At 64.6% G+C, this 24,230-nt stretch carries 22 protein-coding genes and 2 tRNA genes; 1 reads left to right on the top strand and 23 read right to left on the bottom strand.

Annotation, left to right across the window (positions count from 1 at the left end; all coding sequences use genetic code 11):
* Positions 1 to 3: 3 nt before the first annotated feature.
* The 22 genes from ABE093_RS00735 to tpiA form a co-directional block, all read right to left on the bottom strand.
* Complete coding sequence (locus ABE093_RS00735) at positions 4 to 732, bottom strand: copper homeostasis protein CutC (protein WP_430758954.1); 729 nt, start codon at positions 730 to 732, stop codon at positions 4 to 6.
* On the bottom strand, positions 729 to 1,688 hold the full coding sequence (locus ABE093_RS00740) for a N(4)-(beta-N-acetylglucosaminyl)-L-asparaginase (protein WP_430760046.1): 960 nt from the start codon (positions 1,686 to 1,688) through the stop codon (positions 729 to 731). The genes ABE093_RS00735 and ABE093_RS00740 overlap by 4 nt, the downstream gene beginning before the upstream one ends.
* 63 nt (positions 1,689 to 1,751) lie before the next feature.
* Positions 1,752 to 2,717: a glucokinase gene (locus tag ABE093_RS00745; protein ID WP_430758955.1), complete on the bottom strand. Its 966-nt coding sequence runs from the start codon at positions 2,715 to 2,717 to the stop codon at positions 1,752 to 1,754.
* A 118-nt stretch (positions 2,718 to 2,835) separates the two neighbouring features.
* Positions 2,836 to 2,912: transfer RNA gene (locus ABE093_RS00750), tRNA-Met, on the bottom strand.
* A gap of 109 nt (positions 2,913 to 3,021) precedes the next feature.
* The gene (locus ABE093_RS00755) at positions 3,022 to 6,093 is read right to left on the bottom strand and encodes a TonB-dependent receptor (RefSeq protein ID WP_430758956.1); all 3,072 of its coding nucleotides are present in this window, start codon (positions 6,091 to 6,093) and stop codon (positions 3,022 to 3,024) included.
* 227 nt (positions 6,094 to 6,320) lie between these two features.
* Positions 6,321 to 7,778, bottom strand: coding sequence for an NADH-quinone oxidoreductase subunit NuoN (gene nuoN, locus ABE093_RS00760; RefSeq protein WP_430758957.1), 1,458 nt, complete (start codon positions 7,776 to 7,778; stop codon positions 6,321 to 6,323).
* Positions 7,775 to 9,295, bottom strand: a complete 1,521-nt coding sequence (locus tag ABE093_RS00765) for an NADH-quinone oxidoreductase subunit M (protein ID WP_430758958.1) — start codon at positions 9,293 to 9,295, stop codon at positions 7,775 to 7,777. The genes nuoN and ABE093_RS00765 overlap by 4 nt, the downstream gene beginning before the upstream one ends.
* A gap of 5 nt (positions 9,296 to 9,300) precedes the next feature.
* Positions 9,301 to 11,355 carry an NADH-quinone oxidoreductase subunit L gene (nuoL, locus tag ABE093_RS00770; RefSeq protein WP_430758959.1) on the bottom strand — a complete coding sequence of 685 codons (2,055 nt, stop codon included), beginning with the start codon at positions 11,353 to 11,355 and terminating at the stop codon, positions 9,301 to 9,303.
* An 11-nt stretch (positions 11,356 to 11,366) separates the two neighbouring features.
* Positions 11,367 to 11,681 carry an NADH-quinone oxidoreductase subunit NuoK gene (nuoK, locus tag ABE093_RS00775; protein WP_430758960.1) on the bottom strand — a complete coding sequence of 105 codons (315 nt, stop codon included), beginning with the start codon at positions 11,679 to 11,681 and terminating at the stop codon, positions 11,367 to 11,369.
* The gene (locus ABE093_RS00780; RefSeq protein ID WP_430758961.1) at positions 11,678 to 12,310 is read right to left on the bottom strand and encodes an NADH-quinone oxidoreductase subunit J; all 633 of its coding nucleotides are present in this window, start codon (positions 12,308 to 12,310) and stop codon (positions 11,678 to 11,680) included. The genes nuoK and ABE093_RS00780 overlap by 4 nt, the downstream gene beginning before the upstream one ends.
* Positions 12,311 to 12,317: 7 nt before the next feature.
* Complete coding sequence (nuoI, locus tag ABE093_RS00785) at positions 12,318 to 12,806, bottom strand: NADH-quinone oxidoreductase subunit NuoI (protein ID WP_430758962.1); 489 nt, start codon at positions 12,804 to 12,806, stop codon at positions 12,318 to 12,320.
* Positions 12,803 to 13,894 (bottom strand): NADH-quinone oxidoreductase subunit NuoH, encoded by a 1,092-nt coding sequence (gene nuoH, locus ABE093_RS00790; RefSeq protein ID WP_430758963.1) that lies wholly within the window; start codon positions 13,892 to 13,894, stop codon positions 12,803 to 12,805. The genes nuoI and nuoH overlap by 4 nt, the downstream gene beginning before the upstream one ends.
* On the bottom strand, positions 13,891 to 16,128 hold the full coding sequence (gene nuoG / locus ABE093_RS00795; protein WP_430758964.1) for an NADH-quinone oxidoreductase subunit NuoG: 2,238 nt from the start codon (positions 16,126 to 16,128) through the stop codon (positions 13,891 to 13,893). The genes nuoH and nuoG overlap by 4 nt, the downstream gene beginning before the upstream one ends.
* Positions 16,125 to 17,489, bottom strand: a complete 1,365-nt coding sequence (nuoF, locus tag ABE093_RS00800) for an NADH-quinone oxidoreductase subunit NuoF (RefSeq protein ID WP_430758965.1) — start codon at positions 17,487 to 17,489, stop codon at positions 16,125 to 16,127. Before nuoF ends, nuoG begins: the two co-directional genes overlap by 4 nt.
* Positions 17,490 to 17,491: 2 nt before the next feature.
* The gene (gene nuoE, locus ABE093_RS00805) at positions 17,492 to 18,019 is read right to left on the bottom strand and encodes an NADH-quinone oxidoreductase subunit NuoE (protein WP_430758966.1); all 528 of its coding nucleotides are present in this window, start codon (positions 18,017 to 18,019) and stop codon (positions 17,492 to 17,494) included.
* Positions 18,016 to 19,335: an NADH-quinone oxidoreductase subunit D gene (locus ABE093_RS00810; protein ID WP_430758967.1), complete on the bottom strand. Its 1,320-nt coding sequence runs from the start codon at positions 19,333 to 19,335 to the stop codon at positions 18,016 to 18,018. Before ABE093_RS00810 ends, nuoE begins: the two co-directional genes overlap by 4 nt.
* A complete protein-coding gene (locus ABE093_RS00815) occupies positions 19,332 to 20,120 on the bottom strand; it encodes an NADH-quinone oxidoreductase subunit C (RefSeq protein WP_430758968.1) in 789 nt (262 codons plus the stop codon). The genes ABE093_RS00810 and ABE093_RS00815 overlap by 4 nt, the downstream gene beginning before the upstream one ends.
* Position 20,121: 1 nt before the next feature.
* Positions 20,122 to 20,706, bottom strand: a complete 585-nt coding sequence (locus ABE093_RS00820) for a NuoB/complex I 20 kDa subunit family protein (protein ID WP_430758969.1) — start codon at positions 20,704 to 20,706, stop codon at positions 20,122 to 20,124.
* Positions 20,697 to 21,053 carry an NADH-quinone oxidoreductase subunit A gene (locus tag ABE093_RS00825; protein WP_430758970.1) on the bottom strand — a complete coding sequence of 119 codons (357 nt, stop codon included), beginning with the start codon at positions 21,051 to 21,053 and terminating at the stop codon, positions 20,697 to 20,699. Before ABE093_RS00825 ends, ABE093_RS00820 begins: the two co-directional genes overlap by 10 nt.
* 89 nt (positions 21,054 to 21,142) lie before the next feature.
* Positions 21,143 to 21,227 (bottom strand) — tRNA-Leu (locus ABE093_RS00830).
* 50 nt (positions 21,228 to 21,277) lie between these two features.
* Positions 21,278 to 21,697 carry a preprotein translocase subunit SecG gene (gene secG / locus ABE093_RS00835; RefSeq protein WP_430758971.1) on the bottom strand — a complete coding sequence of 140 codons (420 nt, stop codon included), beginning with the start codon at positions 21,695 to 21,697 and terminating at the stop codon, positions 21,278 to 21,280.
* Between the two features lie 17 nt (positions 21,698 to 21,714).
* Positions 21,715 to 22,479 (bottom strand): triose-phosphate isomerase, encoded by a 765-nt coding sequence (tpiA, locus tag ABE093_RS00840; RefSeq protein WP_430758972.1) that lies wholly within the window; start codon positions 22,477 to 22,479, stop codon positions 21,715 to 21,717.
* Positions 22,480 to 22,568: 89 nt separating this feature from the next.
* On the opposite strand from tpiA, the gene ABE093_RS00845 reads away from it, so the two are divergent.
* A complete protein-coding gene (locus ABE093_RS00845) occupies positions 22,569 to 23,240 on the top strand; it encodes a DUF6445 family protein (protein WP_430758973.1) in 672 nt (223 codons plus the stop codon).
* Between the two features lie 18 nt (positions 23,241 to 23,258).
* Here the strand turns inward: ABE093_RS00845 and ABE093_RS00850 are convergent, their stop codons facing one another.
* Positions 23,259 to 24,212: an isopenicillin N synthase family dioxygenase gene (locus ABE093_RS00850; RefSeq protein ID WP_430758974.1), complete on the bottom strand. Its 954-nt coding sequence runs from the start codon at positions 24,210 to 24,212 to the stop codon at positions 23,259 to 23,261.
* Positions 24,213 to 24,230 lie beyond the last annotated feature (18 nt).

Here is a 24,230-nt window from a genome sequence, read left to right on the forward strand (position 1 = left end):
CGCTCAGAGCAAATCGAGGATCTCGCGCAGGGCCCGCACGCGCGTGGCGTCGGTGTCCTGCCAATCCACCGAAAGTCCTTCCAGCGCCGGATTGCGCCAGCGCATCGGTGAATGCACGATTCCGCGCGCCGAAGCGTGGAACTCCTGGCCCCCCGTGCGCGTGACCAGTTCGCCGAGATTGCCGGCGTTGATCCCCGCGCCGGACAGGATGACGATGCGACCCGCGGCCTGACGCACGTTGTCGGCGATGGCGGCAGCGCCTTCGGGCGCGCTCCGCGCGCCACCGGAAGTCAGCACCCGCGAGCAGCCAAGATCGATGATCTGTTCCAGTGCATGCGTACGATCCGCCGCCGCGTCGAATGCACGGTGGAACGTGATTTCCATGCCTTTCGCGGCATCGATCATCGCGCGGCAGGCGTCGATATCGATCCTGCCATCGGCATCGAGCGCACCGATCACCACGCCTTCGCAACCCAGGGCGGCGCAATCGCGGATGTCGCTGCACATCGCCTCGACTTCGCGAGCGTCGTAGAGAAAATCGCCGTTGCGCGGCCGGATCAACACGAAGACCGGAATCCGCACCGCATCGCGCGTCGCCGCGATCACGCCATGCGATGGCGTGGTGCCGCCCTCGCCCAGCCCTGCGCACAGTTCGATGCGATCGCCACCGCCCGCTTCCGCCGCGACCGCCGAGCGCACGCCATCGGCGGCGATTTCCAGCAGTTTCCTCACTTCTGTTCCGTCGTGTACACCGATGCCGAATCGGTGAGGCCGTGGGCGCCGGCCTCATCCTGCATCGCATAGACGAAGCCCTTGTGCAGCGCGTACGCGCCGACTTCGCCACGACGGTTCATTGCCAGGAAGCACACCTGCAATGTCTTGCTCGCGGCCGGGCGCTTGTGGACGACGCGCGCGATCGCCTCGCGACAGGCCTGCGCCGGCGAACGCCCCTGGCGCATCAATTCGACCACGAGGAAACTCGCCGCATTGCGCAGCATTTCCTCGCCGACGCCAGACGCCGTTGCGGCACCGACTTCGCCATCGACATAGAGGCCGGCGCCAACGATCGGGCTGTCACCGACGCGGCCATGCACTTTCCAGGCCATGCCGCTCGTCGTGCAGGCGCCGGCCATGTGGCCCTTGGCGTCGATGGCGAGGATGCCAAGCGTGTCGTGGTTGGTGGAATCGCCGGGACGCAGGCGTCGCTCGGCATTGATGACGGGTTCGTACTTCGACGTCTTCTTCCACTCTTCCCAGGCCTTGCGCGCGCTGTCGGTCAACAGCGGCTTGCGCTCGAAGCCATGCTCGATCGCGAATTGCTGCGCGCCCTGCCCGACCAGCAACACATGCGGGCTGTCTTCCATCACCTTGCGCGCCACCGACACCGGATGAAGGATGTCCTCGATCGCCGCGACTGCACCGACGCGACCATCGCCATCCATGATGCTGGCATCGAGGGTCAACACGCCGTCGCGATCGGGATTGCCGCAATGGCCCACCGTCGGATTGCACAAGTCGGCTTCCGCCCAGCGTGCACCGGCCTCGACCGCGTCCAGCGCGCTTCCGCCCTGCCCCAGCACCTTCCACGCCGCCGCATTCGCACCAACACCGAAATCCCAGGTCGAAACCACGCGCGGGAACCTGGCCGACGCAGGAGCCTTCACAGCGGCACCGAGGCCGCCCGACATCCACAGCGCGCCCAAACCGACCGCGCCTGCCTGCAGGAAACCGCGTCGCGTCGTCTTCATTCTTTACTCGCTCCTGTTACCGTGGCGGCCGAGATACCAGGCGGCTGCACCGATCACGCCAAGATGCGGTTCTTCCACCAGCCGCACCGGCACGCGCTCCATCATCGGACGCAGCACGCCCTTGTCGATGAAACGCTGCTCGAAGCCGCCTGCGGGCAGGAACGCCTTGACGTGCGCGGCGACGCCGCCAGCCAGATAAACACCATCGGCATGGAAGGTGGCGACGAGATCGCCCGCGAACGCACCGAGCATCGCGCAGAACAATTCGACCGCCTCCAGCGCCAATGCATCCGATCCCTTGCCGGCCGCCGCGACCACTTCCGCAGGCGTTGCATGCAGCGTTGCCGCGCCATCAAGCGCGCACAAGCCGCGATAAGCCTCCAGCAGTCCCGGTCCCGACAGTACGCGGTCGTTGTCGACATGACTGCGATGTTCGAGCAACCAGCGCACCAGGTCGCATTCGCGTGGCGTCCCCGGCGCCAGCGAAGCATGCCCCGCTTCGCTGGGCATGACGCGGCCATCGCCGAAGCGCACCGCCGTGCCCATGCTGGTGCCCGGACCGAGCGCGATCGCGGTGTTCGCGATGGCATCGCGTGGACCACAGACATGCGTCAGCGCATCGGGACGGATGTGCGGAATGGCGTGCGCGACCGCTTCGAAATCGTTGACGAGGCCGACATGCTCGAGCCCGGCTTCGCGCGCAACCTGCGCTGCCGAAATCGGCCACGGCAGGTTCTGGCTCAATACGTCGCCATTGCTTGCGATGGCGCCGGCGACCGCGATCGCGGCAACCGTGATCGATGCCGGACGATCCTCGAGCAACGCCGCCAGCGATCGCGAACCCGCCACCGGCACCACGTGTTGTTCCAGGACGACGATGCGATCGTCTTGCGATTGCACCCGCGCGATGCGTGCATGCGTTCCACCGATGTCTGCAGCGAGGAATTCGGCGGAATCGCTTGGCGTCACGTGATCGTCCCGGGGCGTTTTGTCGTGTCGGACGATCCTACCGCACTTGCGTGGATCCGACCCCGCCGAAACCAAAGAAAAACGGCGCGCCTCGCGGCACGCCGTTCTCTGTGAAAAATGGTAGCGGGGGTAGGATTTGAACCTACGACCTTCGGGTTATGAGCCCGACGAGCTGCCAGACTGCTCCACCCCGCACCAGGCCGACCATTATGACGCGCTGCGGAAGTTGTTGCAAGTCCGGGGATTCCAAAAGAAAAAGCCGCCGGATTGCTCCGGCGGCTTTCCTCGCATCCTGCCGTTCCGATCAGAAATCGTAACGGGCGGTCAGGCGCAGGTAGCGCGGCGAGCTGTAGTACAACTCGCGTCCGAACAAGGCGTTCATCGTGCTCGGGTTGGAGGCATAGCGCGGGTAGTACATCGCCGGCGATTGGCGATTCAGCACATTGAACAGATCCGCCTGGAGCGTCAGCTTCTTGCTTGCCCAATTCGGCGTATAGGCAAGATTGAGGTTCAGCTGGTTGCTCGGCGGCGTCTTGCTGTAGGTGCCACGCTCCATCGCCACGGCGTTGCCGAACGCGGTCAGACCACAGAAGAAGTTGGTCGAGCTCTGGTAGGTATCGGCCTTCGGATCCGGGTGGAAGCTCAGGCAGCTCTGCGGACGGCCCGAGGCCCACATCCACGTCGCACCCACGCGCCATTCCGGGAACAGCTGCACGTAACCGTAAGCCTTCAACTGGTGGCGACGATCGTTCGGCAGCAGACCGTACGAGTTGTCCATCAGGCCCGGCTTGTCCCAGTCCTGGGTACGCGACACGTCGATCTGTCCGCCCGCGCCGGTGTCCAGTTCAGAGGACAGCTGGCCTTCGGTGTTGCCGGTGCTGCGCGAGAAGGTGTATTCCACCTTGCCGTACCACTTGTTGGCATAGGCGTGCTCGACGAAGAAGTCGAGCGCCTGGTACTTGCGCTTCAGCTTCGGGAAGCCCATCTGCTCGCGCGTCAGGGTGATCGTCGTGAAGTTGCCGTTGCGGTCCTGCGACTCGAACGTGTTGGTGACGCCCGGGTTGAAGTTGGTGCAGCGACCGTAGTTGATCAACGGCGAGCAGACGTCGTCGATCGCGCTGCGCAAGGCGCGATAGGTGCCCTTCACGCCGAAGTTCACCGTCGGGGTCAACGCGGCTTCGAAACCGAGGATGAACTCGTCCTGGTAGTGCGACTTCATGTTCTTGGCGGATTCGGTGCGCGGATCGCGCGGCTTGCCGCATTCCTGGTTGCTCGACACCCAGTTCGTGCCGGCGCAGACCGTTCCCTTGGTCGGATCCAGGGGGATGTTGTGCAAACCGGTGGGCGTGCCGTCGGCGTTCACGCCGTCATAGGTGTAGTACTCGGTGGTGATGCGGGCCTGGGCGCGCTGGGCGGCACTGCTCGGCAGCGCGAGGTGATAGCGACCGGCGTTTCCGAAGACCTTCAGGCGGCTGTCGCCATAAACGTCCCAGGTCGCGCCGATGCGTGGCGCGATCTGCTTCGACTGCTTGATGTATTGCTTGCCGGCGGCGTCGTAGTTGGTGAACTGTTCGTTGCGCAGGCCGAGCGACAGCAGCACGTTGTCGGTGATCTGCCAGCGGTCTTCGATGAACTGCGAGGCCTGCACCGTGCGCAGGTTGGCCTGGCGATTGCTGTAGGACTTGGTGACGTAGTAACCCTGTGCACCGTACACGCCACCGCCCGCGGCGGGCGAACCGATGCTGCCATCCGTCGCCAGGTTCGCAGCCGCATTGCTTGCCTTCAGGTAGGACCACTGGTAACCGCCCAGCAACTGCTGGTTGGTGTAGGAGGTGGAATCCTGGCGGTCGTAACCGAAGCGCAGGTCATGCTTGCCGACGCGCCAGTTGATGTCGAGGCGACCGCCCTTGGATTTGTCGAAGCGCTGCTCGCCCGGAACGAATGCCAAGCCGGAATACGGCTGGCAAGCGGCGCCGCCATCGTAGTTCGCGCTCGGGATGCCCGGCGCGCGCGCGTTGGGCGAAGTGCCGACGGTGATCGCGGGGCAGTTCGGGTTGTAACCCATCAGGTTGTAGTCGTGCGTCGTCTTCAACTGGCCATAGGACGCAGACAGCGTCAGCGAATCGGTGAGGACGCCGGTGTACTTGCCCACGTACAGGCGCGTGCGATCCTCGGTGACGGTGCTGGTGTTCTTCTGGGAACCGTGCACGTAGCCGTTGTAGTTGAACGCATACCCATCGGTCTGGTTCTTGGCGTTCTCGCCCAGGCCCGTGAACTCGATGGTGTGGTTGTCATTGATGTTCCAGTCCAGCTTGATCAGCGAACGCGGCGTATTGCGCTGGTAATCCTTCCAGCCAGAACGCCCATTGGCGCCGGTCGGGGAATCGAGGCGGATGGAGGTGACATTGTTGCCCTCCTCGCGCGTGGTCTCGAGATTGGCATAGACGAACAGGTGGTTCTTGATGATCGGGCCGGAGACGTAGGCGCCGAGGTTCGTGTTCCAGAAATTGTCCTGGCCACGGTATTGATACAGCGTGCCATCGGTCGCCGGCGTGCGACCGGTATTGCCGTAGTAGTAGTCGCGGGCCTGCGAGCGCGTGCCGGACGGTGCCCAGGTCGTGTACACCCCACCCTTCCACTTGTTGCCGCCGCGCTTGGTGACGATGTTGATGACGCCACCGGTGGAGCGGCCGAATTCGGCGCCGTAGCCGCCGGTCAGCACCTGTTGCTGCTGGATGGCATCGAATGGCAACGAAGCGAAGCCGAGCGAGTTGAACGGGTTGGTGACGTTGAAGCCGTTGATGAAGTAGGCGTTCTCGGACGATGCCGAACCACCGAAGCTCGGGATGGTGGTGCCGTTGGCCTGCTTGTAGCTGTCGCTGAAGACCACGCTCGGCGCCAGCAGCGCGGCACTGGACACGTCGCGTGCGACCGAAATCTTGTTGAGCTGGTCGGCGGTGAGCACCGTGCGGGTATCGGTCTGGGTGACGTCGATACCGGCGCCACCGGTCGCGGTCACGGTCACCGTGCCCAGGTCATTGGTCTTGGCGGCCGCCACGAACGAGACCTCGGTACCGCTGGCGATGTTCACCGCGATGTTGTCGCGGGTGGCGATCGTCGTGCCGTTTTTCTCTTCGGTCACCTTGTAGGTGCCGTTCGGCAGTGCGCTGATCTGGTAGCGGCCGTTCTGGTCCGCGGAAATGCGGCGCACCAGGCCGGTGTCCTTGTTCTCGACGGATATGGTGGCGCCAGACTCGGCGGTACCGAAGATGCTGCCAGTAACGTTGGACTGGGCGCTCAGGTTCCCGGCGAAGCACAGGGCCAGTGCGGCTGCCAGCGCATGATGGCGGGCAAAACGTACGCGTTGGTATGCCATTGATATCTCGAGACAAATTCAGAAGGAAGCAGCAATCTTCCATCCTGAAGTCGTCAGAAATATTAATTTTAGTTAAACAAAAAAGTAATGTTTGGTCTTCCTTGTCAACCTCTGAAAACGACACTCAGGAATATCCGTCGCAAAAAACGCTGCAAACCCTGGCGTCACAAAAGAAGAAGCCACCGGATTCCTCCGGTGGCTTCCTGTCGCGAACAGATTGATTTCGATCAGAACGCGCTGCGGCACCAGGCCATCAACGGCTGCAGGAAAGCGCTCAGCACCAGCAGCACGCCGGCGTTGACGACGAACAGCCACTTCACCCCGCCCTCGCCGTGCGCGACCATCGGGTGTGCGTTCTCGGCCGGCTGGTCGAAATACATCACCTTGATCACGCGCAGGTAGTAGAACGCACCGACCACGGCGCAGATGATGCCGACGATCGCCAGCCACAGCAGGCCGCCATTGAGCGCGCCTTCGATCACCGACAGCTTGGCGAAGAATCCGATGAACGGCGGCACGCCCGCGAGCGACGCCATCACGCCGAGGAACAGCAGCGCCATCAACGGCTGGCGCGCAGCCAGTCCCTTGTAGTCGTCGATCTCGTCGGCATCGAAGCCGTTGCGCGCCATCAGCGTGATCAGGCCGAAGGCGGCCGCGGCGGTCACCGCGTACACCACGGCGTAGAACACCGCCGCTGCATTGCCTTCGACGCCGCCACCGGCGACGCCCATCAGCAGGAAGCCGATGTGCGAGATCGTCGAATAGGCGAGCATGCGCCGCAGGTTGGTCTGCATCAGCGCGGCGAAGTTGCCGATGATCAGCGACAACGCCGACAGCGCGGCGACCATCGGCTGCCAATGGTCGCCGACCGGCGACAGGCCGTTGACGAGCAGGCGCAACGCCATGCCCAGCGCGGCGATCTTCGGCGCCGAGGCGATGAACAGCGTGATCGGCGTGGCGGCGCCCTGGTAGACGTCGGGCAGCCACATGTGGAACGGTGCGGCGCCGAACTTGAAGGCGATGCCGGCGACAACGAAGGCGCTGCCGGCCAGCAGCAGGTCGCGGTGTGCTCCCCCGCCCTGCGCCGAAGCATTGATCTGGGCGAGATCGAGGGTTCCGGTCGCGCCGTAGATCAGCGACATGCCGAACAGCAACATGCCCGAGGCCAGCGCGCCGAGCACGAAGTACTTCATGCCCGCTTCCGACGCCACCGGATTGTCGCGATCGGTGACGACCAGCGCGTACGAACTCAGCGCCAGCATTTCCAGTCCGAGATAGACCATCACCAGGCTGCCGGCCGAGACCAGCAACATCATGCCGAGTGCGGCGAACAGCATCAGCAGCGTCACTTCGCCTTTGTACAGGCCGCGATCGCGCAGGAACGGCCACGCATAGACGAAGGCCAGCGCGGTCGTCAGCAGGATGCCGCCCTTCAGCAGGTCGGCCAGGGTATCGCGCACGAACATGCCGTTGAGGACCGTGCCGTGGCCGCCACTGCCGGCGATGCACAGCGCACCCGTCACCACCAGCAGGAGCAGGCCGAGCATGTGGACGATGCCGTTGCGGCGCGACGACACGAACAGGTCGAGCACCAGCAGCGCGAATGCGCCGGTGACCATCACCAGCTCCGGCAGCAGCGGCCAGAGTTCGGCGGGATTGAGAGTCGTGAGATTGCCCATCATCAAAGTCCGGTGAGCTTGCTGGCGGCGATCTGGCTGCCGAGGTGTTGCAGGGCCGGCGCCATCAGGTCGGTGAGCGGCTTGGGATAGAGGCCGATGGCGAGCACGCCGAGCGCGAACACGCCGAGCACGCAGGCTTCGCGAAGGTTGATGTCCTTCATCTCGGCGACGTGGTCGTTGGCGACTTCGCCCCAGATGGTGCGCTTGACCAGCCACAGGGTGTAACCCGCACCGATCACCAGCGTGGTCGCGGCGGCGAAGGCGATCAGCGGATGCTGCTGGAACACGCCGACGATGACCATGAACTCACCAACGAAACCGCTGGTCGCCGGCAGGCCGGAATTGGCCATGGCGAACAGCACCACGAAGGCGGCGAACCACGGCATCACGTTGGCGACGCCGCCGTAATCGCGAATCATGCGGGTGTGCATGCGGTCGTACATCACGCCGATGCAGGAGAACATCGCGCCGGACACGAAGCCGTGCGAAATCATCTGCACCATCGCACCCTGCAGCACCAGCTGGGTGCCGGCGCCGTTGGCGCCCTGCGAGTGCGCCAGCAACACGCCGGCGAAGGTGCCGAGGGTGACGAAACCCATGTGCGACACCGACGAGTACGCCACCAGCTTCTTCATGTCGTCCTGGACAAGCGCGACCAGGCCGACGTAGACCACCGCGATCAGCGACAGCGTGATCACCAGCCATGCCCATTCGGCGCTGGCGTCCGGAGTGATCGGCAGGCTGAAACGCAGGAAACCGTATCCGCCGATCTTCAGCATGATCGCGGCCAGGATCACCGAGCCGCCGGTCGGCGCCTCGACGTGCGCGTCCGGCAACCACGTGTGCACCGGGAACATCGGCACCTTCACCGCGAACGCGGCGAGGAAGGCGAAGAAGATCCAGGTCTGCTCTTTCGCCGTCAGCGGCAATGCATAGAGGTCGGCCAACTGCCAGCTGCCTGCCTTGAGGTACAGGTAGACCAGCGCGACCAGCATGAACACCGAGCCGAGGAAGGTGTAGAGGAAGAACTTCACCGCGGCATAGACGCGGCGCGGTCCGCCCCACACGCCGATCAGGATGAACATCGGGATCAGCATGCCTTCGAAGAAGGCGTAGAACAGGATCGCGTCCTGGGCGCTGAACACGCCGATCATCAGGCCTTCGAGGATCAGGAACAGCGCGTAGTACTGGTTGACCTTGCGGTCGACCGATCCCCAGGCACCGATCAGCACCAGCAGGCTGGTGATGGTGGTGAGGACGATCAGCGCGACCGAGATGCCGTCGGCGCCAAGGTGGTACTGGATGCGGTAGGCATCGATCCACGCCCACTGCTCGACGAACTGCAGGCCGCCATTGGCGTAATCGAAGTTGCCGATCAGCGGCAGGCTGGCGAACAGCGTCACCGCGGCGAAGACAATCGCCAGCCAGCGGGCGGCGTTGTCGCGCTTGCCCATCAGCAGGGTCAGCACGCCGCCAAGAATGGGCAGCCAGATGAGCAGGCTGAGGATCGGGGTTTGCGTCATCGAGTTCATGCTCCGGCCCCCGACTTGATGAGCCATGCCAGCAGCAGGATCAGGCCGACAATCATCGCGAAGGCGTAGCTGTAGAGGTAACCGGTCTGCATCTTGCGGATCTCGGAAGCGACTTCGCGGGTTTCACGCGCCGCACCGTTCACCAGGTAGTCGTCAATCACGCGGCTGTCGAACCAGCGCGAGATGCGACCGAGCAGGACGCCACCGCCGGCAAAACCGTTGATCCACAACTTGTCGAAGCCGTACTTGTCTTCGAGGATGCGCACCGGCAGCGCGAAGGTCTTGCGCGCCTTGGCGGCGACTTCCGGCTTCAGCAGGTACATCCACGTCGCCAGCGCGAAGCCGGCCAGCGTCAGCCAGAACGGTGCCTGGGTGAAACCGTGCAGTGCCATCTGCAGCGAGCCGTGGAATTCCTCGCCGAGCTTGGCCATCACCCCATGCTCCGGCAGCTGGATCGCACCATCGAAGAACGACTTCCCTGCTTCCTCGCCACCCGTGGTCTTGCCATGCAGCATCGGGCCGATGGTGAGGTAACCGATCACGATCGACGGAATCGCCAGCAGGATCAGCGGCAGCGTCACCACCCACGGCGATTCGTGCGGCTCGTGGGCATGGCCGTGATCGTCGTGGCCATGCGCGTGGTCGTCATGATGATCGTCGTGCGCGACTTCGCGGAAGCGTTCCTTGCCGAAGAAGGTCAGGTACAGCAGGCGGAAGCTGTAGAACGAGGTCACGAAGGCGCCGAGCAGCACCGCGTAATAACCGTACTGGGCGATGAAGCCGCCGTGTTCCAGCGCATGCTCCTTGGCGGCATCGATGATGCTGTCCTTGGAGTAGAAGCCGGCGAAGAACGGCGTGCCGATCAGGGCCAGCGTGCCGATCAGCGACGTCCAGAAGGTGACCGGCATGTACTTGCGCAGGCCGCCCATGCGGCGCATGTCCTGCTCGTGGTGCATGCCGATGATCACGCTGCCGGCGGCGAGGAACAGCAGCGCCTTGAAGAACGCGTGGGTCATCAGGTGGAACACCGCGGCCGAGTACGCCGAGACGCCGAGCGCGACCGTCATGTAACCGAGCTGCGACAGCGTGGAGTACGCGATCACGCGCTTGATGTCGTTCTGGACGATGCCGATCAGGCCGGTGAAGAACGCGGTGGTGGCGCCGATGACGAGGATGAAGTCGAGCGCGACCGGCGACAGATTGAAGATCGGCGACATGCGCGCGACCATGAAGATGCCGGCAGTCACCATCGTCGCGGCGTGGATCAACGCGGAGATCGGCGTCGGGCCTTCCATCGAATCCGGCAGCCATACGTGCAGCGGCACCTGCGCCGACTTGCCCATCGCGCCGATGAACAGGCAGATGCTGATGAAGGTCGCCATCGACCACGGATGGCCGCGGAGGATCTCCACGGTGCCATTGATCTTGTCGAGGTGCTGGAACGCGGTGGCGTAATCGAGCGTGCCCACCCAGGCGACGATGCCGGCAATGCCGAGCAGGAAGCCGAAGTCGCCGACGCGGTTGACCAGGAACGCCTTGAGGTTGGCGAAGATCGCCGTCGGGCGCTTGAACCAGAAGCCGATCAACAGGTACGAGACCAGGCCCACCGCTTCCCAGCCGAAGAACAGCTGGACGAAGTTGTTGCTCATCACCAGCATCAGCATGCTGAAGGTGAACAGCGAAATGTAGCTGAAGAAGCGCTGGTAGCCGTCGTCGTCGGCCATGTAGCCGATGGTGTAGATGTGCACCAGCAACGAGACGAAGGTGACGACGACCATCATCATCGCGGTCAGGTTGTCGACCATGAAGCCGACATGCGCCTGCAGTCCGCCGACGTCGAACCAGGTGTAGAGGTCGTGGTTCACCGGGGCGGCGCCGTGCAGCAGCTTCCACAGCACGCCGATCGACAGCGCGCAGCTGATGGCGACGCCGGCGATGGTGGCGACGTGGGCGCCGGTGCGGCCGATGACCTTGCCGAAGATGCCGGCGAGGATCGAACCCAGCACCGGGGCCAGGACGACGATGAGCAATTGGGAGATCGAAATATCCATGGTGGTTCCGGTCATCCCTTCAGCGAATCCAGTTCACCGACATTGATCGTGCGTCGGTTGCGGAACAGCGTGACCAGGATCGCCAAGCCGATCGCCGCTTCGGCGGCGGCCACGGTCAGGATGAAGAAGACGAAGATCTGGCCGGTCGCGTTGTGCATGTCGCGCGAGAACGCCACGAAATTGATGTTCACCGCCAGCAGCATCAGTTCGATGCACATCAGCAGAACGATCGCGTTCTTGCGGTTGAGGAAGATGCCGGCGATCGCGATGCAGAACAGCACCGCGCCCAGCGCGAGGTAGTGGCCGAGGCCCAATGCCGTGGTCATTCCTTCACCTCCGGGGTCGCTTCAACGGGCTTCGGTTGTTCCGTCGCCATCTTCACCATGCGCAGGCGGTCGCCTGCCTTGACGCGAACCTGATCAGCCGGCTTCTGGGTACGCGCGCCGGTGCGCTTGCGCAAGGTCAGCATCACCGCCGCGATCACCGCGATGGTCAGGATCACCGCCGCCACTTCGAACGGCAGCATGAAATCGGTGAACAGCGCGTGGGCCAGCCACTTCGCGTTCGGCATCGTGGCGTCGGTCGCTGCGGCCTGGGCGAACGGTTGCATGCGCGAACGCACGCCGATCACCATCAGCATTTCGACCAGCATCACCACGGCAACAACAATGCCGATCGGCAGGAAGCGCACATAGCCTTCGCGGACGCGCTCGTTGTCGATGTCGAGCATCATCACCACGAACAGGAACAGCACCATCACCGCGCCGACGTAGACCAGGATCAGGGCGACACCGAGGAATTCGGCGCCGGCGACGATCCAGGTGCAAGCGACCGAGAAGAAGGTCAGCACCAGTAGCAACGCGGCGTGCACGGAATTGCGCACGGAGATCACTCCGAGCGCGGAAGCGGCTGCCAACGCCGCGAAACAGTAGAAGGCGATCAGGGGGAAGTCCATGTCGTCCTCAGCGGAAAGGTGCGTCGGCGGCGCGGCGTTCGGCGATTTCCGCCTCGAGGCGGTCACCGATGGCCAGCAGGGTCGGCTTGGTCAGGATGTTCTGGCCACGCTTGTCGAAGTGGTACTCGTGCACGTGCGTCTCCACGATCGAATCGACCGGGCAGCTCTCTTCGCAGAACCCGCAGAAGATGCACTTGAACAGGTCGATGTCGTAGCGCGTGGTGCGGCGGGTGCCGTCCTCGCGCTTGTGCGAGTCGATGGTGATCGCCAATGCCGGGCACACCGCTTCGCACAGCTTGCAGGCGATGCAGCGCTCCTCGCCGTTCGGATAGCGGCGCAGCGCGTGGATGCCGCGGAAACGCGGCGACTGCGGGATCTTCTCCATCGGGTACATGACCGTGTACTTCGGCTTGAGCATGTACTTGAAGGTGAGGCCCATGCCCTTCGCCAGCTCCAGCAGCATCAGGCTCTTGAGGTAGGAAGCGACGCGGCTCATGCGTGGCCTCCCGTGCCAGGCGAAATCACGCCGTAATACGCCAGCAATGCGGTCACGAAAATCCAGAAAATCGCGATGGGAATGAAGACCTTCCAGCCCAGGCGCATGATCTGGTCATAGCGGTAGCGCGGGAACGCGGCGCGGAACCAGATGAAGACGCTGGCGAAGAACGCGACCTTGGCCAGTAGCCACCACCAGCCGTCGGCCGACAGCAGCGGGATGCCGAAGCCGTGGAACGGGCTGAGCCAGCCGCCGAGGAAGAACAGTGCGGTGAGGAAGCTCACCAGGATCATGTTGGCGTATTCGGCCAGGAAGAACAGCGCGAACTGCGATCCCGAGTACTCGACCATGTGGCCGGCGACGATTTCCGATTCGCCTTCCACCACGTCGAACGGCGCGCGGTTGGTTTCGGCGACGCCCGAGATGAAGTAGATCAGGAACAGCGGCAGCAGCGGCAGCCAGAACCAGCTGAACAAGCCGAAACGACCCGCCTGCGCGTGGACGATGTCGGTCATGTTGAGGCTGCCCGCGGCAACCAGCACGCCGACCAGCGCGAAGCCCATCGAGATTTCGTAGCTGATCACCTGCGCGGCCGAACGCATCGCGCCGAGGAAGGCGTACTTCGAGTTCGACGCCCAACCGGCAAGGATGATGCCGTAGACGCCGAGCGAGGTCATCGCCAACAGGTACAACAGGCCGGCGTTGACGTTGGCCAGCACCAGCTTGTCGTCGAACGGCACCACCGCCCACGCGGCGAATGCCGGCGCGAGCGTGATGAGCGGCGCGAGGATGAAGAGGAACTTGCTGGCGCTGCTCGGCTGGATCACTTCCTTGAACAGCAGCTTGAACACGTCGGCGAAGGCCTGGAACACGCCGAAGCCGACGTACATCGGGCCGTGGCGGACGTGCATCCAGCCGATCAGCTTGCGTTCCCACACCACGTAGAACGCCACCGAGATGATCACCGGCACCGCGATCAGCAGGATCAGCAGGACCAGCCAGGCGACGGTGCCGACCGCACCGAAACCGGTCAGCCAGTCATGGAACTGCTGGATGGTGTGATTGATGGATTGGATCAGGCCGTTCATGCCGGGCGCGCCTCCACGTCGGCGGCGGCAATCGGCGCGGTGGCGCCGTAACCGCGTTCGATCCACACGCAACCCTGGGCGACACCTGCATCCAGGCGCACCGGCAGCGAAGCCGTGCCGTCACCGGTGGTGAAGCGCCCGGTCGCGCCATCCTGCAGGCCGACAGCAGCGGCAGTCTGCGGATGGATTGCCGCCTGCGCGCCGTGGGTGAGCACGTGCGATTGCAAGGCCGAGGAACGGCGCGTCACTGCGTCACTGCGATAGATCGCATCGGACGCCGCGACTTCGAGGCCGCTGCCACTGGCGCCGACTGCGGCGCCCGGCTTGACCGCGACCGCACGCGGCTTCAATGCAGCGCGCAGTCCGTCGAGATCGGTGAAGTCGAAACCGGCGAGCTGCATCGCGCCACCCAGCGCACGCAACACGCGCCAGCCTTCGCGGGCCTGGCCCGGCATCTTGCCGGCGGCCTGGCTGCGCTGTTCGCGGCCTTCGAGGTTGGTCAGCGTGCCCTGCACTTCCGGGAACGCCGCGATCGGCAGGATCACGTCGGCGACGGCGCGGGTCGATTCGCAGGCGAACTGACTGAAGGCGACGACCTGGGCATCGCCCAGTGCGCGTGCCGCGAGTCCCGGATAGGCGAAATCGAGGCCCGGCTCGATGCCATAGACGATGTAGGCCTTGCGCGGTTCGCGCAGCATGGCGAGCGCATCGCGACCCGACGGCAACACGCCCGCCTTGGTCAGGCCCAGCGCATTGGCGCCCTGCGGGATGCGGCACAGCCCGGCGTTCTTCGCGGCAGCGAAATCGGCGACGGCCTTGCGGATCGCGCTGGCGTGCACGCCGCGTTCGGCGACGTTGCCGACGATCACGACCGGCGCCTTGGCGGCGCCGAGATCGACCTTGGCGAGTTCTGCCGCGAGTTGCGACGGCGCCACGATGTGCTTGCCGGCGATCTCGAACGCGAAATCGAAGTCGACCGGATTGACGACATGGACCTTCGCGCCGTGCAGCGTCGCCTTGCGCACGCGAGCGTGCAGCAGCGGCACTTCATGGCGCAGGTTGCTGCCAACGATGACGATGGCGTCGGCCTTTTCGATGTCGGCGACCGCGGCGGCAAATGCCTCGGACACCGCGCCGTCGGAAAGATCGAGCGCGTGGATGCGGTGGTCGACGTGCGTGGAGCCGAGGCCGTCGGCCAGCGCGGCGAGCGCCAGGCCTTCCTCGTTGCTCGTCGCCGGATGCACCAGCATGCCGAGTGCATCGCCACGGTTCGCGGAGAGGATCGACTGCGCCTTGGCCAGCGCTTCGTCCCAGCTCGCCTCACGCCACTGGCCGCAGTCCTTGATCATCGGCACGGTTGCGCGGTCTTCGGCCTGCAGGCCCTGGTGGGCGTAGCGGTCGCGGTCCGACAACCAGCACTCGTTCACGGCTTCGTTGTCGCGCGGCACGCTGCGCAGGATCTCGCCACGACGCACGTGATGGAACAGGTTGCTGCCGAGCGCGTCCTGGTAGGCCAGCGATTCGCGCGCGACCAGTTCCCACGGACGCGCCTTGAACTGGAACACCTTGTTGGTGAGCGCACCGACCGGACAGACGTCGACGACGTTGCCGGAGAGTTCGGTTGTCAACGGCTTGCCGTCAAAGGTGCCGATCTGCAGGTTCTCGCCGCGCTGCATGCCGCCGAGCTCGTAGGTGCCGGCGATGTCCGCGGTGAAGCGCACGCAACGGGTGCACTGGATGCAACGCGTCATTTCGGTGGCGACCAGCGGACCGAGATCCTCGTCCGGGACCACGCGCTTGCGTTCGACGTAGCGGCTGACCGAGCGGCCATACCCCATCGACACGTCCTGCAATTCGCACTCGCCGCCCTGGTCGCAGATCGGGCAATCGAGCGGATGGTTGATCAGCAGGAATTCCATCACGTCGCGCTGGAACTTCAACGCCTTCTCGCTGCGCGTGAACACCTTGAGGCCATCGGCCACCGGTGTCGCGCAGGCGGGCGACGGCTTGGGACCGGGACGGCCGCCGAGTTCGGTATCGACCATGCACATGCGGCAGTTGGCGGCCACCGGCAACTTGTCGTGGTAACAGAAACGCGGAATCGCGACACCGGCGCGATCGGCGGCCTGGATGATCATCGAGCCCTTGGGCGCGGCGATCTCGATGCCGTCGACGAACACGGTGACGTGGTCGGGCGGCAGGTTCGGATTCACCGGCTGCGGTTGCGCGCTCATGCCGCCACCGCCTTCTGCACCACGGTGCCGGCCTTCAGATCGTCGACGTAGAAACGCTTGTTCACGATCGCGTACTCGAATTCATCCCAGAACTGGGCGAGGAAACCCTGCACCGGCCACGCCGCGGCTTCGCCGAAGGCGCAGATGGTGTGACCTTCGATCTGGCCCGCCGATGCCTTGAGCATCTGCAGGTCATCCATGGTCGCGGTGTGGTCGACGATGCGGCTCAGCATGCGGTACATCCAGCCGGTGCCTTCGCGGCACGGCGTGCACTGGCCGCACGATTCCTTGAAGTAGAAGCGCGCGATGCGATGGCAGGCGCGCACCATGCAGGTGGTCTCGTCCATCACGATCACGGCGCCGGAACCGAGGCCGGAACCGGCCTTCTGGATGGCGTCGTAATCCATGGTGAGTTCCATCATGGTCTCGCCCTTCAACACCTTCATCGACGAACCGCCCGGAATCACCGCCTTGATGCGATGGCCGTTGCGGACGCCGCCGGCGAGTTCCAGCAGATCCTTGAACGGCGTGCCGAGGCGGATCTCGTAGTTGCCCGGACGATTGACGTGACCGGAGATCGAGAAGATCTTCGGGCCGCCGTTGTTGGGCTTGCCAAGGTTGGCGAACCACTCCGCACCGTTGCGGATGATGGCCGGCACGGATGCGTAGGACTCGGTGTTGTTGATCGTGGTCGGCTTGCCGTACAGGCCGAAGTTGGCCGGGAACGGCGGCTTGAAGCGCGGCTGGCCCTTCTTGCCTTCCAGCGATTCCATCAGCGCGGTTTCTTCGCCGCAGATGTAGGCGCCGGCGCCGAGCGCACCATACAGATCGATGTCGACGCCGCTGCCGAGGATGTTCTTGCCCAGCCAGCCGTGCTTGTAGGCTTCGGCCAGCGCTTCCTCGAAGTGCTCGAACGGTTCGTGGTGGAACTCGCCGCGCAGGTAGTTGTAGCCCACCGTCGCGCCGGTCGCGTAGCAGGCGATCGCCATGCCCTCGATCACCGAATGCGGGTTGTAGCGCAGGATGTCGCGATCCTTGGCGGTGCCCGGCTCCGATTCGTCGGAGTTGCACAGCATGTATTTCTGGCCCGGACCCTTGGGCATGAAGCTCCACTTCAGGCCGGTCGGGAAGCCGGCGCCACCGCGACCGCGCAGGCCGGAGGCCTTGACCATCTCGACGACGTCGGCCGGCGCGATCTTCTCCTCGAGGATCTTGCGCAGCGCGGCGTAACCACCGGTCTTGAGGTAGTTGTCGTAGCTCCAGGGCTTGTCGAAATGCAGCGTCGTGTAGACGACGTTGTGTTCCTGCGGCGCCGGACCGACCGGACCGTAGCCTTCGCTGTAGTGAGAGTGACCTGCCATCGTTACTTCAACCCGTCCAGCAGCGCGTCCACCTTCGCGGCGTCGAGCTTCTCGTGGTAATGGCCGTTGATCACGACCACCGGTGCGCCGCAGCACGCGGCCACGCATTCTTCTTCGCGCTTCAGGTAGACGCGGCCATCGGCGGTCGATTCGCCGAGCTTGCAGCCGAGCTTCTTCTCGGCGTGCGCGACCAGGTCTTCCGCGCCGTTCAACCAGCAGCTGATGTTGGTGCAGAAGGCGACGTTGTTGCGGCCGACCGGCTGCGTCTCGAACATCGAATAGAACGTCGCGACTTCATACGCCCACACCGGCGGCAGGCCGAGGTACTTGGCCACGCCCGCGATCAATTCGTCGGTGAGCGAACCACCGTTCTGTTCCTGCGCGGCGAACAGGCCCTGCAACACCGCCGAACGCTTGCGATCGGGCGGGAACTTGGTCAGCCAGTGATCGATGTGCGCGCGCGTGTCGGCATTGAGCACGACCATCGGATCGACGCTGCGAGCGCTCTCGAAATTGCCAGTCGCTTTCATCGATCGATCTCTCCAAACACGATGTCATACGTACCGATCATCGCCACCACGTCGGCAAGCATGTAGCCGCGCACGATCGCGTCCATCGACGACAGGTGGGCGAAGCCCGGGGCACGCAATTTGCAGCGGAACGGCTTGTTGGCGCCATCGGACACCAGGTACACGCCGAACTCGCCCTTGGGCGCTTCCACCGCGGCGTAGCTTTCGCCGGCCGGCACGGAATAGCCTTCCGAGAACAGCTTGAAGTGGTGGATCAGCGCTTCCATGTCGTCCTTCATCGCTTCACGCGACGGCGGCGACACCTTGTGGTTCTCGAGCATGACCGGGCCGGGATTGGCCTTCAGCCACTTCACGCACTGCTGGATGATGCGATTGGCTTCGCGCATCTCGGCGACGCGCACCAGGTAGCGGTCGTAGCAGTCGCCGCTCTTGCCGAGCGGGATGTCGAAATCGACTTCCGCGTACTTGGCGTACGGCTGCTTCTTGCGCAGGTCCCATTCGATGCCGGAACCGCGCAGCATCGGGCCGCTCATGCCCCAGGCCAGCGCTTCTTCCGGCGTGACGATGCCGACGTCGACGGTGCGCTGCTTCCAGATGCGGTTGTCGGTCAGCAGGGTTTCATATTCGTCGATGCGCGCCGGGAAGTCCCTGGTGAAGGCTTCCAGGTAATCGAGCATCGAGCCTTCGCGCCACTCGTTGAAGCGCTTGAGGCTGCCGCCCTTGCGCCACTTCGATTCGCGGTACTTCGGCATGTGGTCCGGCAGGTCGCGATAGACGCCGCCCGGACGGTAATACGTCGCGTGCATGCGCGCGCCGCTGACCGCCTCGTAGACATCCATCAGCTCTTCGCGCTCGCGGAAGGCGTACAGGAACACCGCCATCGCGCCGAGGTCGAGCGCGTTCGAACCCAGCCACATCAGGTGGTTGAGGATGCGCGTGATCTCGTCGAACATCGTGCGGATCCACAACGCGCGCTCCGGCGGCGTGACTCCAAGCAGGTTCTCGATCGCGGCGACGTAGGCGTGCTCGTTGCACATCATCGACACGTAGTCGAGGCGATCCATGTAGCCGATCGACTGGTTGAACGGCTTGGATTCGGCGAGCTTCTCGGTGCCACGATGCAGCAGACCGACGTGCGGGTCGGCGCGCTGGACGATTTCGCCGTCCATCTCGAGAATCAGGCGCAACACGCCGTGCGCGGCCGGGTGCTGCGGGCCGAAGTTCATCGTGTAGTTGCGGATTTCCTGCCGGGCTTCGGCAGGATTGCTGGCGAACGCGGATTGCGCGGCCGGCGACTGGATGGATTCAGCGGTCATTTGGCGCTCCCGGCCGGCGCCTGGCGCACGCCCAGATTGAGATCGCGCGATTCGCCCTGCGCGGTTTCCAGGCGGGCGTCGTCGCGCACCACGCGCGGCACGCCGACGCGCGGCTCGACCGAAGTCACCGGTTCGTACACCACGCGCTGCTTCTCGGCGTCGTAACGCACTTCGACGTTGCCGATCAGCGGGAAGTCCTTGCGGAACGGATGGCCGACAAAACCGTAGTCGGTGAGGATGCGGCGCAGGTCCGGATGTCCTTCGAAGACGATGCCGTAGAGGTCGAACGCCTCGCGCTCGAACCAGTCGGTACCCGCCCACACCGAAGTCAGCGAATCGACCACCGGCAGCGCTTCGTCGGCGCAGAACGTCCGCAGGCGCAGGCGCTGGTTGTTCCTGATCGACAACAGGTGCGCGACGGCGGCGAAACGGCGGCCGGGAACGGTTTCGATCGCTTCGCCCTGCGGCTGCGCGACCTGGCGCAGCGGCGCCTCGCCCCACTTGAAGCGGCCGACTGCCCTGCCCTCGACACCGCGACTGAAGCCTTCCGAGGAGACATCGGTGTCCCACTCGTCATCGCCATAGCCGAGGTAATCGACGCCGCAGACATCGACGCATTGTTCGAAGCCGAATTCGTCGCGCAGCGCGCGGGCGGCGGCCAGCCATGCGGCCGGCGCGACTTCCAGCGTCACTTCGTTGCGCGCGCCGATGAGCACCTGCGCTTCCGGGAAGCGCGCACGCAGCGCATCGGCGATCGGGCCGTGGTTGGTTTGCGTATCCGCCATGTCAAGCCACCCGCGCCGGGCGTGCGTCCGCGATCTGGCCGCGATCACCGAACACGGTGGTGCGGCGAATCTTCTTCTGCAACTGCAGGATGCCGTAGGCCAGCGCCTCGGCGGTCGGCGGGCAGCCCGGGACGTAGACGTCCACCGGGACGATGCGATCGCAACCACGCACCACCGAATACGAGTAATGGTAGTAGCCGCCGCCGTTGGCGCAGCTGCCCATCGAGATCACCCACTTGGGATCGGGCATCTGGTCATAGACCTTGCGCAGTGCCGGGGCCATCTTGTTGACCAGCGTGCCGGCCACGATCATCACGTCGGACTGGCGCGGCGACGGGCGGAACACCACGCCGAAGCGGTCCATGTCGATGCGCGCGGCACCGGCATGCATCATCTCCACCGCGCAGCAGGCGAGACCGAAGGTCATCGGCCACATCGAACCGGTGCGCGCCCAGTTCCACAACGCGTCCATGCTGGTGGTGACGAAGCCTTGCTGCATCACCGGGTTGTCGCCCTCGGGGCGCAGCAGATCATCCAACCGACCCTCGGGGATCGGATTGAAGAACGGGGTATGGCTCACTCCCATTCCAGTGCTCCCTTCTTCCACACGTAAGCGAAACCCAGCACCAGCAGGAACAGGAAGATTCCCATTTCGACCAGGCCGAACGGACCGAGCTCGCGGAACACCAGCGCCCACGGGAAGACGAAGGCGATTTCGAGATCGAAGACGATGAACAGGATCGCCAGCAGGTAATAGCGGACGTCGAACTTGAGTCGGGCATCCTCGAAGGGCAGGAAGCCGCATTCGTAGGGAGAGAGTTTCTCGAGTCCGGGTTTCTTCGGTCCGAGGAGGTTGCCGATGACGATCAGCGCGATGCCGATGCCGGTGGCAACCAGGAGGAACAGCAAGGTCGGCAGGTATTCGGCCAGCACTTCGGTCTTCCTGTAGGGCGCTCCGACCCGATGAACCGGACGTCCTGTCCGGCGTGATGGCATGCGGACCGACGGTCCGCATGCAGTGTTGGTGCCCAAGGGGGGACTCGAACCCCCACGACCTAAGCCGCTACCACCTCAAGGTAGTGCGTCTACCAATTCCGCCACCTGGGCAATGTGTTCGGCGTGCGTCTCCGCATGCCATCAAGAGATTGTAAAACGGATCAGTGCGTTTGCGAACCAGCCGGCGCATTTCCCTGCGCGTTTGCCGGGGCCTGCGGCACGTTCTGCGCGGGCGCCTGCGAAGGTGCCTGCGGGATGCCGCTCGCCGGAGCGGTCTTCGCGGCCGGAGCCGGAGCCGCCGATTGCGTCGCCATGATGCTGCTGCCCGTCGTGACCTGCTTCTGGTTGCCGTGCACGAACAGCCACGCCATCAGCAGGGTGATGCCGAAGAAGGCGATGGCCAGCCAACGCGTGGTCTTGGACAGGAAGTTGGCCGCGCCGCGCGCGCCGAACACTGTGCCCGAGGCGCCGGAACCGAAGCCGGAACCGGCCTGGGCGCCCTTGCCCTGCTGAAGCAGGATCAGCGCAATCATCGCGATGGCGACGAGCACGTACACAACATTGAGAATGAGCGAAAGCATGGCAGTCCGTGGAGCGTTCAGGCAGCCGCGGCTGCCGTGATGATGTCGAGGAAGTCGCGGGCGACGAGCGAAGCGCCACCCACCAGTCCGCCATCGACATCGGGCTGCGAAAACAGCGCCGCGGCGTTGTCGGACTTCACGCTGCCGCCGTACAGGATCGGCAGCGAGTTAGCGATTCTAGCATCCCGGCGCGCCACCTGAGAACGGATGAATGCGTGGACGGCCTGCGCCTGCTCCGGCGTGGCGGTGCGACCGGTCCCGATCGCCCAGACCGGCTCGTAGGCGACCATTCCGTCCGCCAGCGCCCGAATCCCTGCTTCGTCGTCCAGCAACGGCGCCAGCTGGGCCGCGATCACGGCTTCCGTCGTGCCGGCTTCGCGTTCTTCCAGCCGCTCGCCCACGCACAGCACCGGCACCAGTCCGGCCGCCTGCGCGGCGATGAACTTGCGCGCCACCAGCGCGCTGTCCTCGCCGTGGTATTCGCGGCGCTCGGAATGGCCGACCAGCACATGGGTGGCGCCGACGTCGCGCAGCATCGTCGCCGAGACCTCACCGGTGTACGCACCCTTGGCGTGTTCGCTGACGTCCTGGGCACCGACCGCGACCTCGGTTCCCGCGCAATGACCGGCCAGTCCGGCGACATAGGGCATGGCCGGGAAAATGATGCAATCGACGCGCACGCGCGCCTGCGCCGCGCCATCCTTCAGCGCATCGGCCAAGCCCATGCCGAAGGCACGGTCGCCATTCAATTTCCAGTTGCCTGCGACGATCTTGCGGCGCATCCGCGCTTCCCCTGCATCGAAACAATGGCGCGCAGTTTAGCAATGCCCGATTTTTCCAGACACCGGCCCGCGCCGTTATAGTCGGGCCGATGAACCGCCCTGCCCCGATTCGCCCGCTGCCCTATCGCAAACCCACCGCCGGCCGCGATTACTGGATCTTCGACGACGTCCTGCCCGATCCCGCGGCGGCGCGTGTGCGCTGCCTCGAACGCGACGACTGGGTCGAAGGCTGGCCGCGCAAACCGGAAAGCTGGCCCGGCATGCGCGTCATGCCCGGGCTGACCGCCGACGAGGTGGCCATCGTCGAAGGCAAGGTCCTGCAGGCCACCGGCGCCAAAAAACTGTGGACGGAAAGCGCGCCGGACGGCGCCAATCTCAACCACAACTGCATCCAGGTGGTCGGCGCCGACGAATGCGGCCCGCGCCCGCACACCGACTCCCGCAAGCTGTGCCGCTACGCCGCCGTGCTCTACCTCAATCCGGATGTGCCGGATGACTGCGGCACCAGCTTCTATCGCCAGCGCCTGCCCGGCGGTGGTCTCGGCGGCAACGTGGTGATGCCGCCCCACGCCAATCTCGTCGAGGCATTGGGAACGCGCTTCGTGCCGCCCGACAGCTTCGTCGAGGATGTCGCGATCCCGCACAAGTTCAACCGCCTGCTGCTCTACCAGAGCAACCTGATGCACAGCGCCACCCGTTACTGGGGGCAGACGCTGGAAGAGAAGCGGATGGCCGCGGTGTTTTTCTGGATGGCGCAATAAAGCCGTACAAGGCCGGCTTTATTTGAGCTTGATCTCGCGCAAGCGTTCTTCCAGGTATCCCTGCGCGGTGATCGCTTCCGGGTAACGGCTCGGGTTGTCGGCGCTCACGCACGACGGCAGCACGTCGATCAGGAAGTCCGGGTTCGGGTGCAGGAAGAACGGCGTCGAATAGCGCGGCTTGCGCGCCTGCTCGCCCGGCGGATTGACCACGCGATGCGTCGTCGACGGGTACACGTGGTTGGTCAGGCGCTGCAGCATGTCGCCGATGTTCACGACAATCGTGTCGGCGTCGGAGGTGAACGGCACCCACTCGCCCTTCTTCGACAGCACTTCCAGCCCGGCCGCGCTGGCGCCGACCAGCAAGGTGATCAGGTTGATGTCCTCGTGCGCGCCAGCACGGACATTCGGGATGTCGTCGGCGGTGATCGGCGGATAGTGGATCGGGCGCAGGATCGAATTGCCGGAATCGGTCTTGTCGGCGAAATAGGTTTCCGGCAGGCCGATATGCAGCGCGAGCGCGCCCAGCACCTGCGAGCCGAGGTCATCGAGCGCCTGGTAGAGCGCATAGCCCTTCTCGCGAAAGCCATCGACTTCCGACGGCCACAGGTTGGCCGGCATGTCGCTGGCGTATTTCGAGTCGCGCGGAATCTCGCGGCCGATGTGCCAGAACTCCTTGAGATCGGAGTACTTCGCACCCTTGGCGGTTTCGACGCCGAACGCGGTATAGCCGCGCGCGCCACCACCGCCAGGCACGTGATAGTGCTTCTTGGTCTCTTCCGGCAGCGCGAAGAAGCGCTGGAACACGTCGTAGCTGTCGTCGATCAGCGACTGCGGGATGCCGTGGTTGCGGATGCCGGCGAAGCCCCATTCGCGATAGGCCGCGCCGAGCTCGTCGACGAACGCCTGGCGGTCCTCCGCGCTGGACGGATGGGTGAAACGACGGATGTCGAGGGTGGGAATGGCACTGCTCATTGCGACAACTCCAGGAAT

It is taken from the genome of Solilutibacter silvestris, from assembly GCF_050574925.1.
Lineage (GTDB): Bacteria > Pseudomonadota > Gammaproteobacteria > Xanthomonadales > Xanthomonadaceae > Solilutibacter > Solilutibacter silvestris_A.

Coding starts and splice junctions, on each gene's coding strand:
- ABE093_RS00740 (WP_430760046.1), bottom strand. CDS start 1,688: ATGTCGGGCGGCCTCGGTGCCGCTGTGAAGGCTCCTGCGTCGGCCAGG.
- ABE093_RS00755 (WP_430758956.1), bottom strand. CDS start 6,093: ATGGCATACCAACGCGTACGTTTTGCCCGCCATCATGCGCTGGCAGCC.
- ABE093_RS00765 (WP_430758958.1), bottom strand. CDS start 9,295: ATGACGCAAACCCCGATCCTCAGCCTGCTCATCTGGCTGCCCATTCTT.
- nuoL (WP_430758959.1), bottom strand. CDS start 11,355: ATGGATATTTCGATCTCCCAATTGCTCATCGTCGTCCTGGCCCCGGTG.
- nuoK (WP_430758960.1), bottom strand. CDS start 11,681: ATGACCACGGCATTGGGCCTCGGCCACTACCTCGCGCTGGGCGCGGTG.
- ABE093_RS00780 (WP_430758961.1), bottom strand. CDS start 12,310: ATGGACTTCCCCCTGATCGCCTTCTACTGTTTCGCGGCGTTGGCAGCC.
- nuoI (WP_430758962.1), bottom strand. CDS start 12,806: ATGAGCCGCGTCGCTTCCTACCTCAAGAGCCTGATGCTGCTGGAGCTG.
- nuoH (WP_430758963.1), bottom strand. CDS start 13,894: ATGAACGGCCTGATCCAATCCATCAATCACACCATCCAGCAGTTCCAT.
- nuoG (WP_430758964.1), bottom strand. CDS start 16,128: ATGAGCGCGCAACCGCAGCCGGTGAATCCGAACCTGCCGCCCGACCAC.
- nuoF (WP_430758965.1), bottom strand. CDS start 17,489: ATGGCAGGTCACTCTCACTACAGCGAAGGCTACGGTCCGGTCGGTCCG.
- nuoE (WP_430758966.1), bottom strand. CDS start 18,019: ATGAAAGCGACTGGCAATTTCGAGAGCGCTCGCAGCGTCGATCCGATG.
- ABE093_RS00810 (WP_430758967.1), bottom strand. CDS start 19,335: ATGACCGCTGAATCCATCCAGTCGCCGGCCGCGCAATCCGCGTTCGCC.
- ABE093_RS00815 (WP_430758968.1), bottom strand. CDS start 20,120: ATGGCGGATACGCAAACCAACCACGGCCCGATCGCCGATGCGCTGCGT.
- ABE093_RS00820 (WP_430758969.1), bottom strand. CDS start 20,706: ATGGGAGTGAGCCATACCCCGTTCTTCAATCCGATCCCCGAGGGTCGG.
- secG (WP_430758971.1), bottom strand. CDS start 21,697: ATGCTTTCGCTCATTCTCAATGTTGTGTACGTGCTCGTCGCCATCGCG.
- tpiA (WP_430758972.1), bottom strand. CDS start 22,479: ATGCGCCGCAAGATCGTCGCAGGCAACTGGAAATTGAATGGCGACCGT.
- ABE093_RS00845 (WP_430758973.1), top strand. CDS start 22,569: ATGAACCGCCCTGCCCCGATTCGCCCGCTGCCCTATCGCAAACCCACC.
- ABE093_RS00850 (WP_430758974.1), bottom strand. CDS start 24,212: ATGAGCAGTGCCATTCCCACCCTCGACATCCGTCGTTTCACCCATCCG.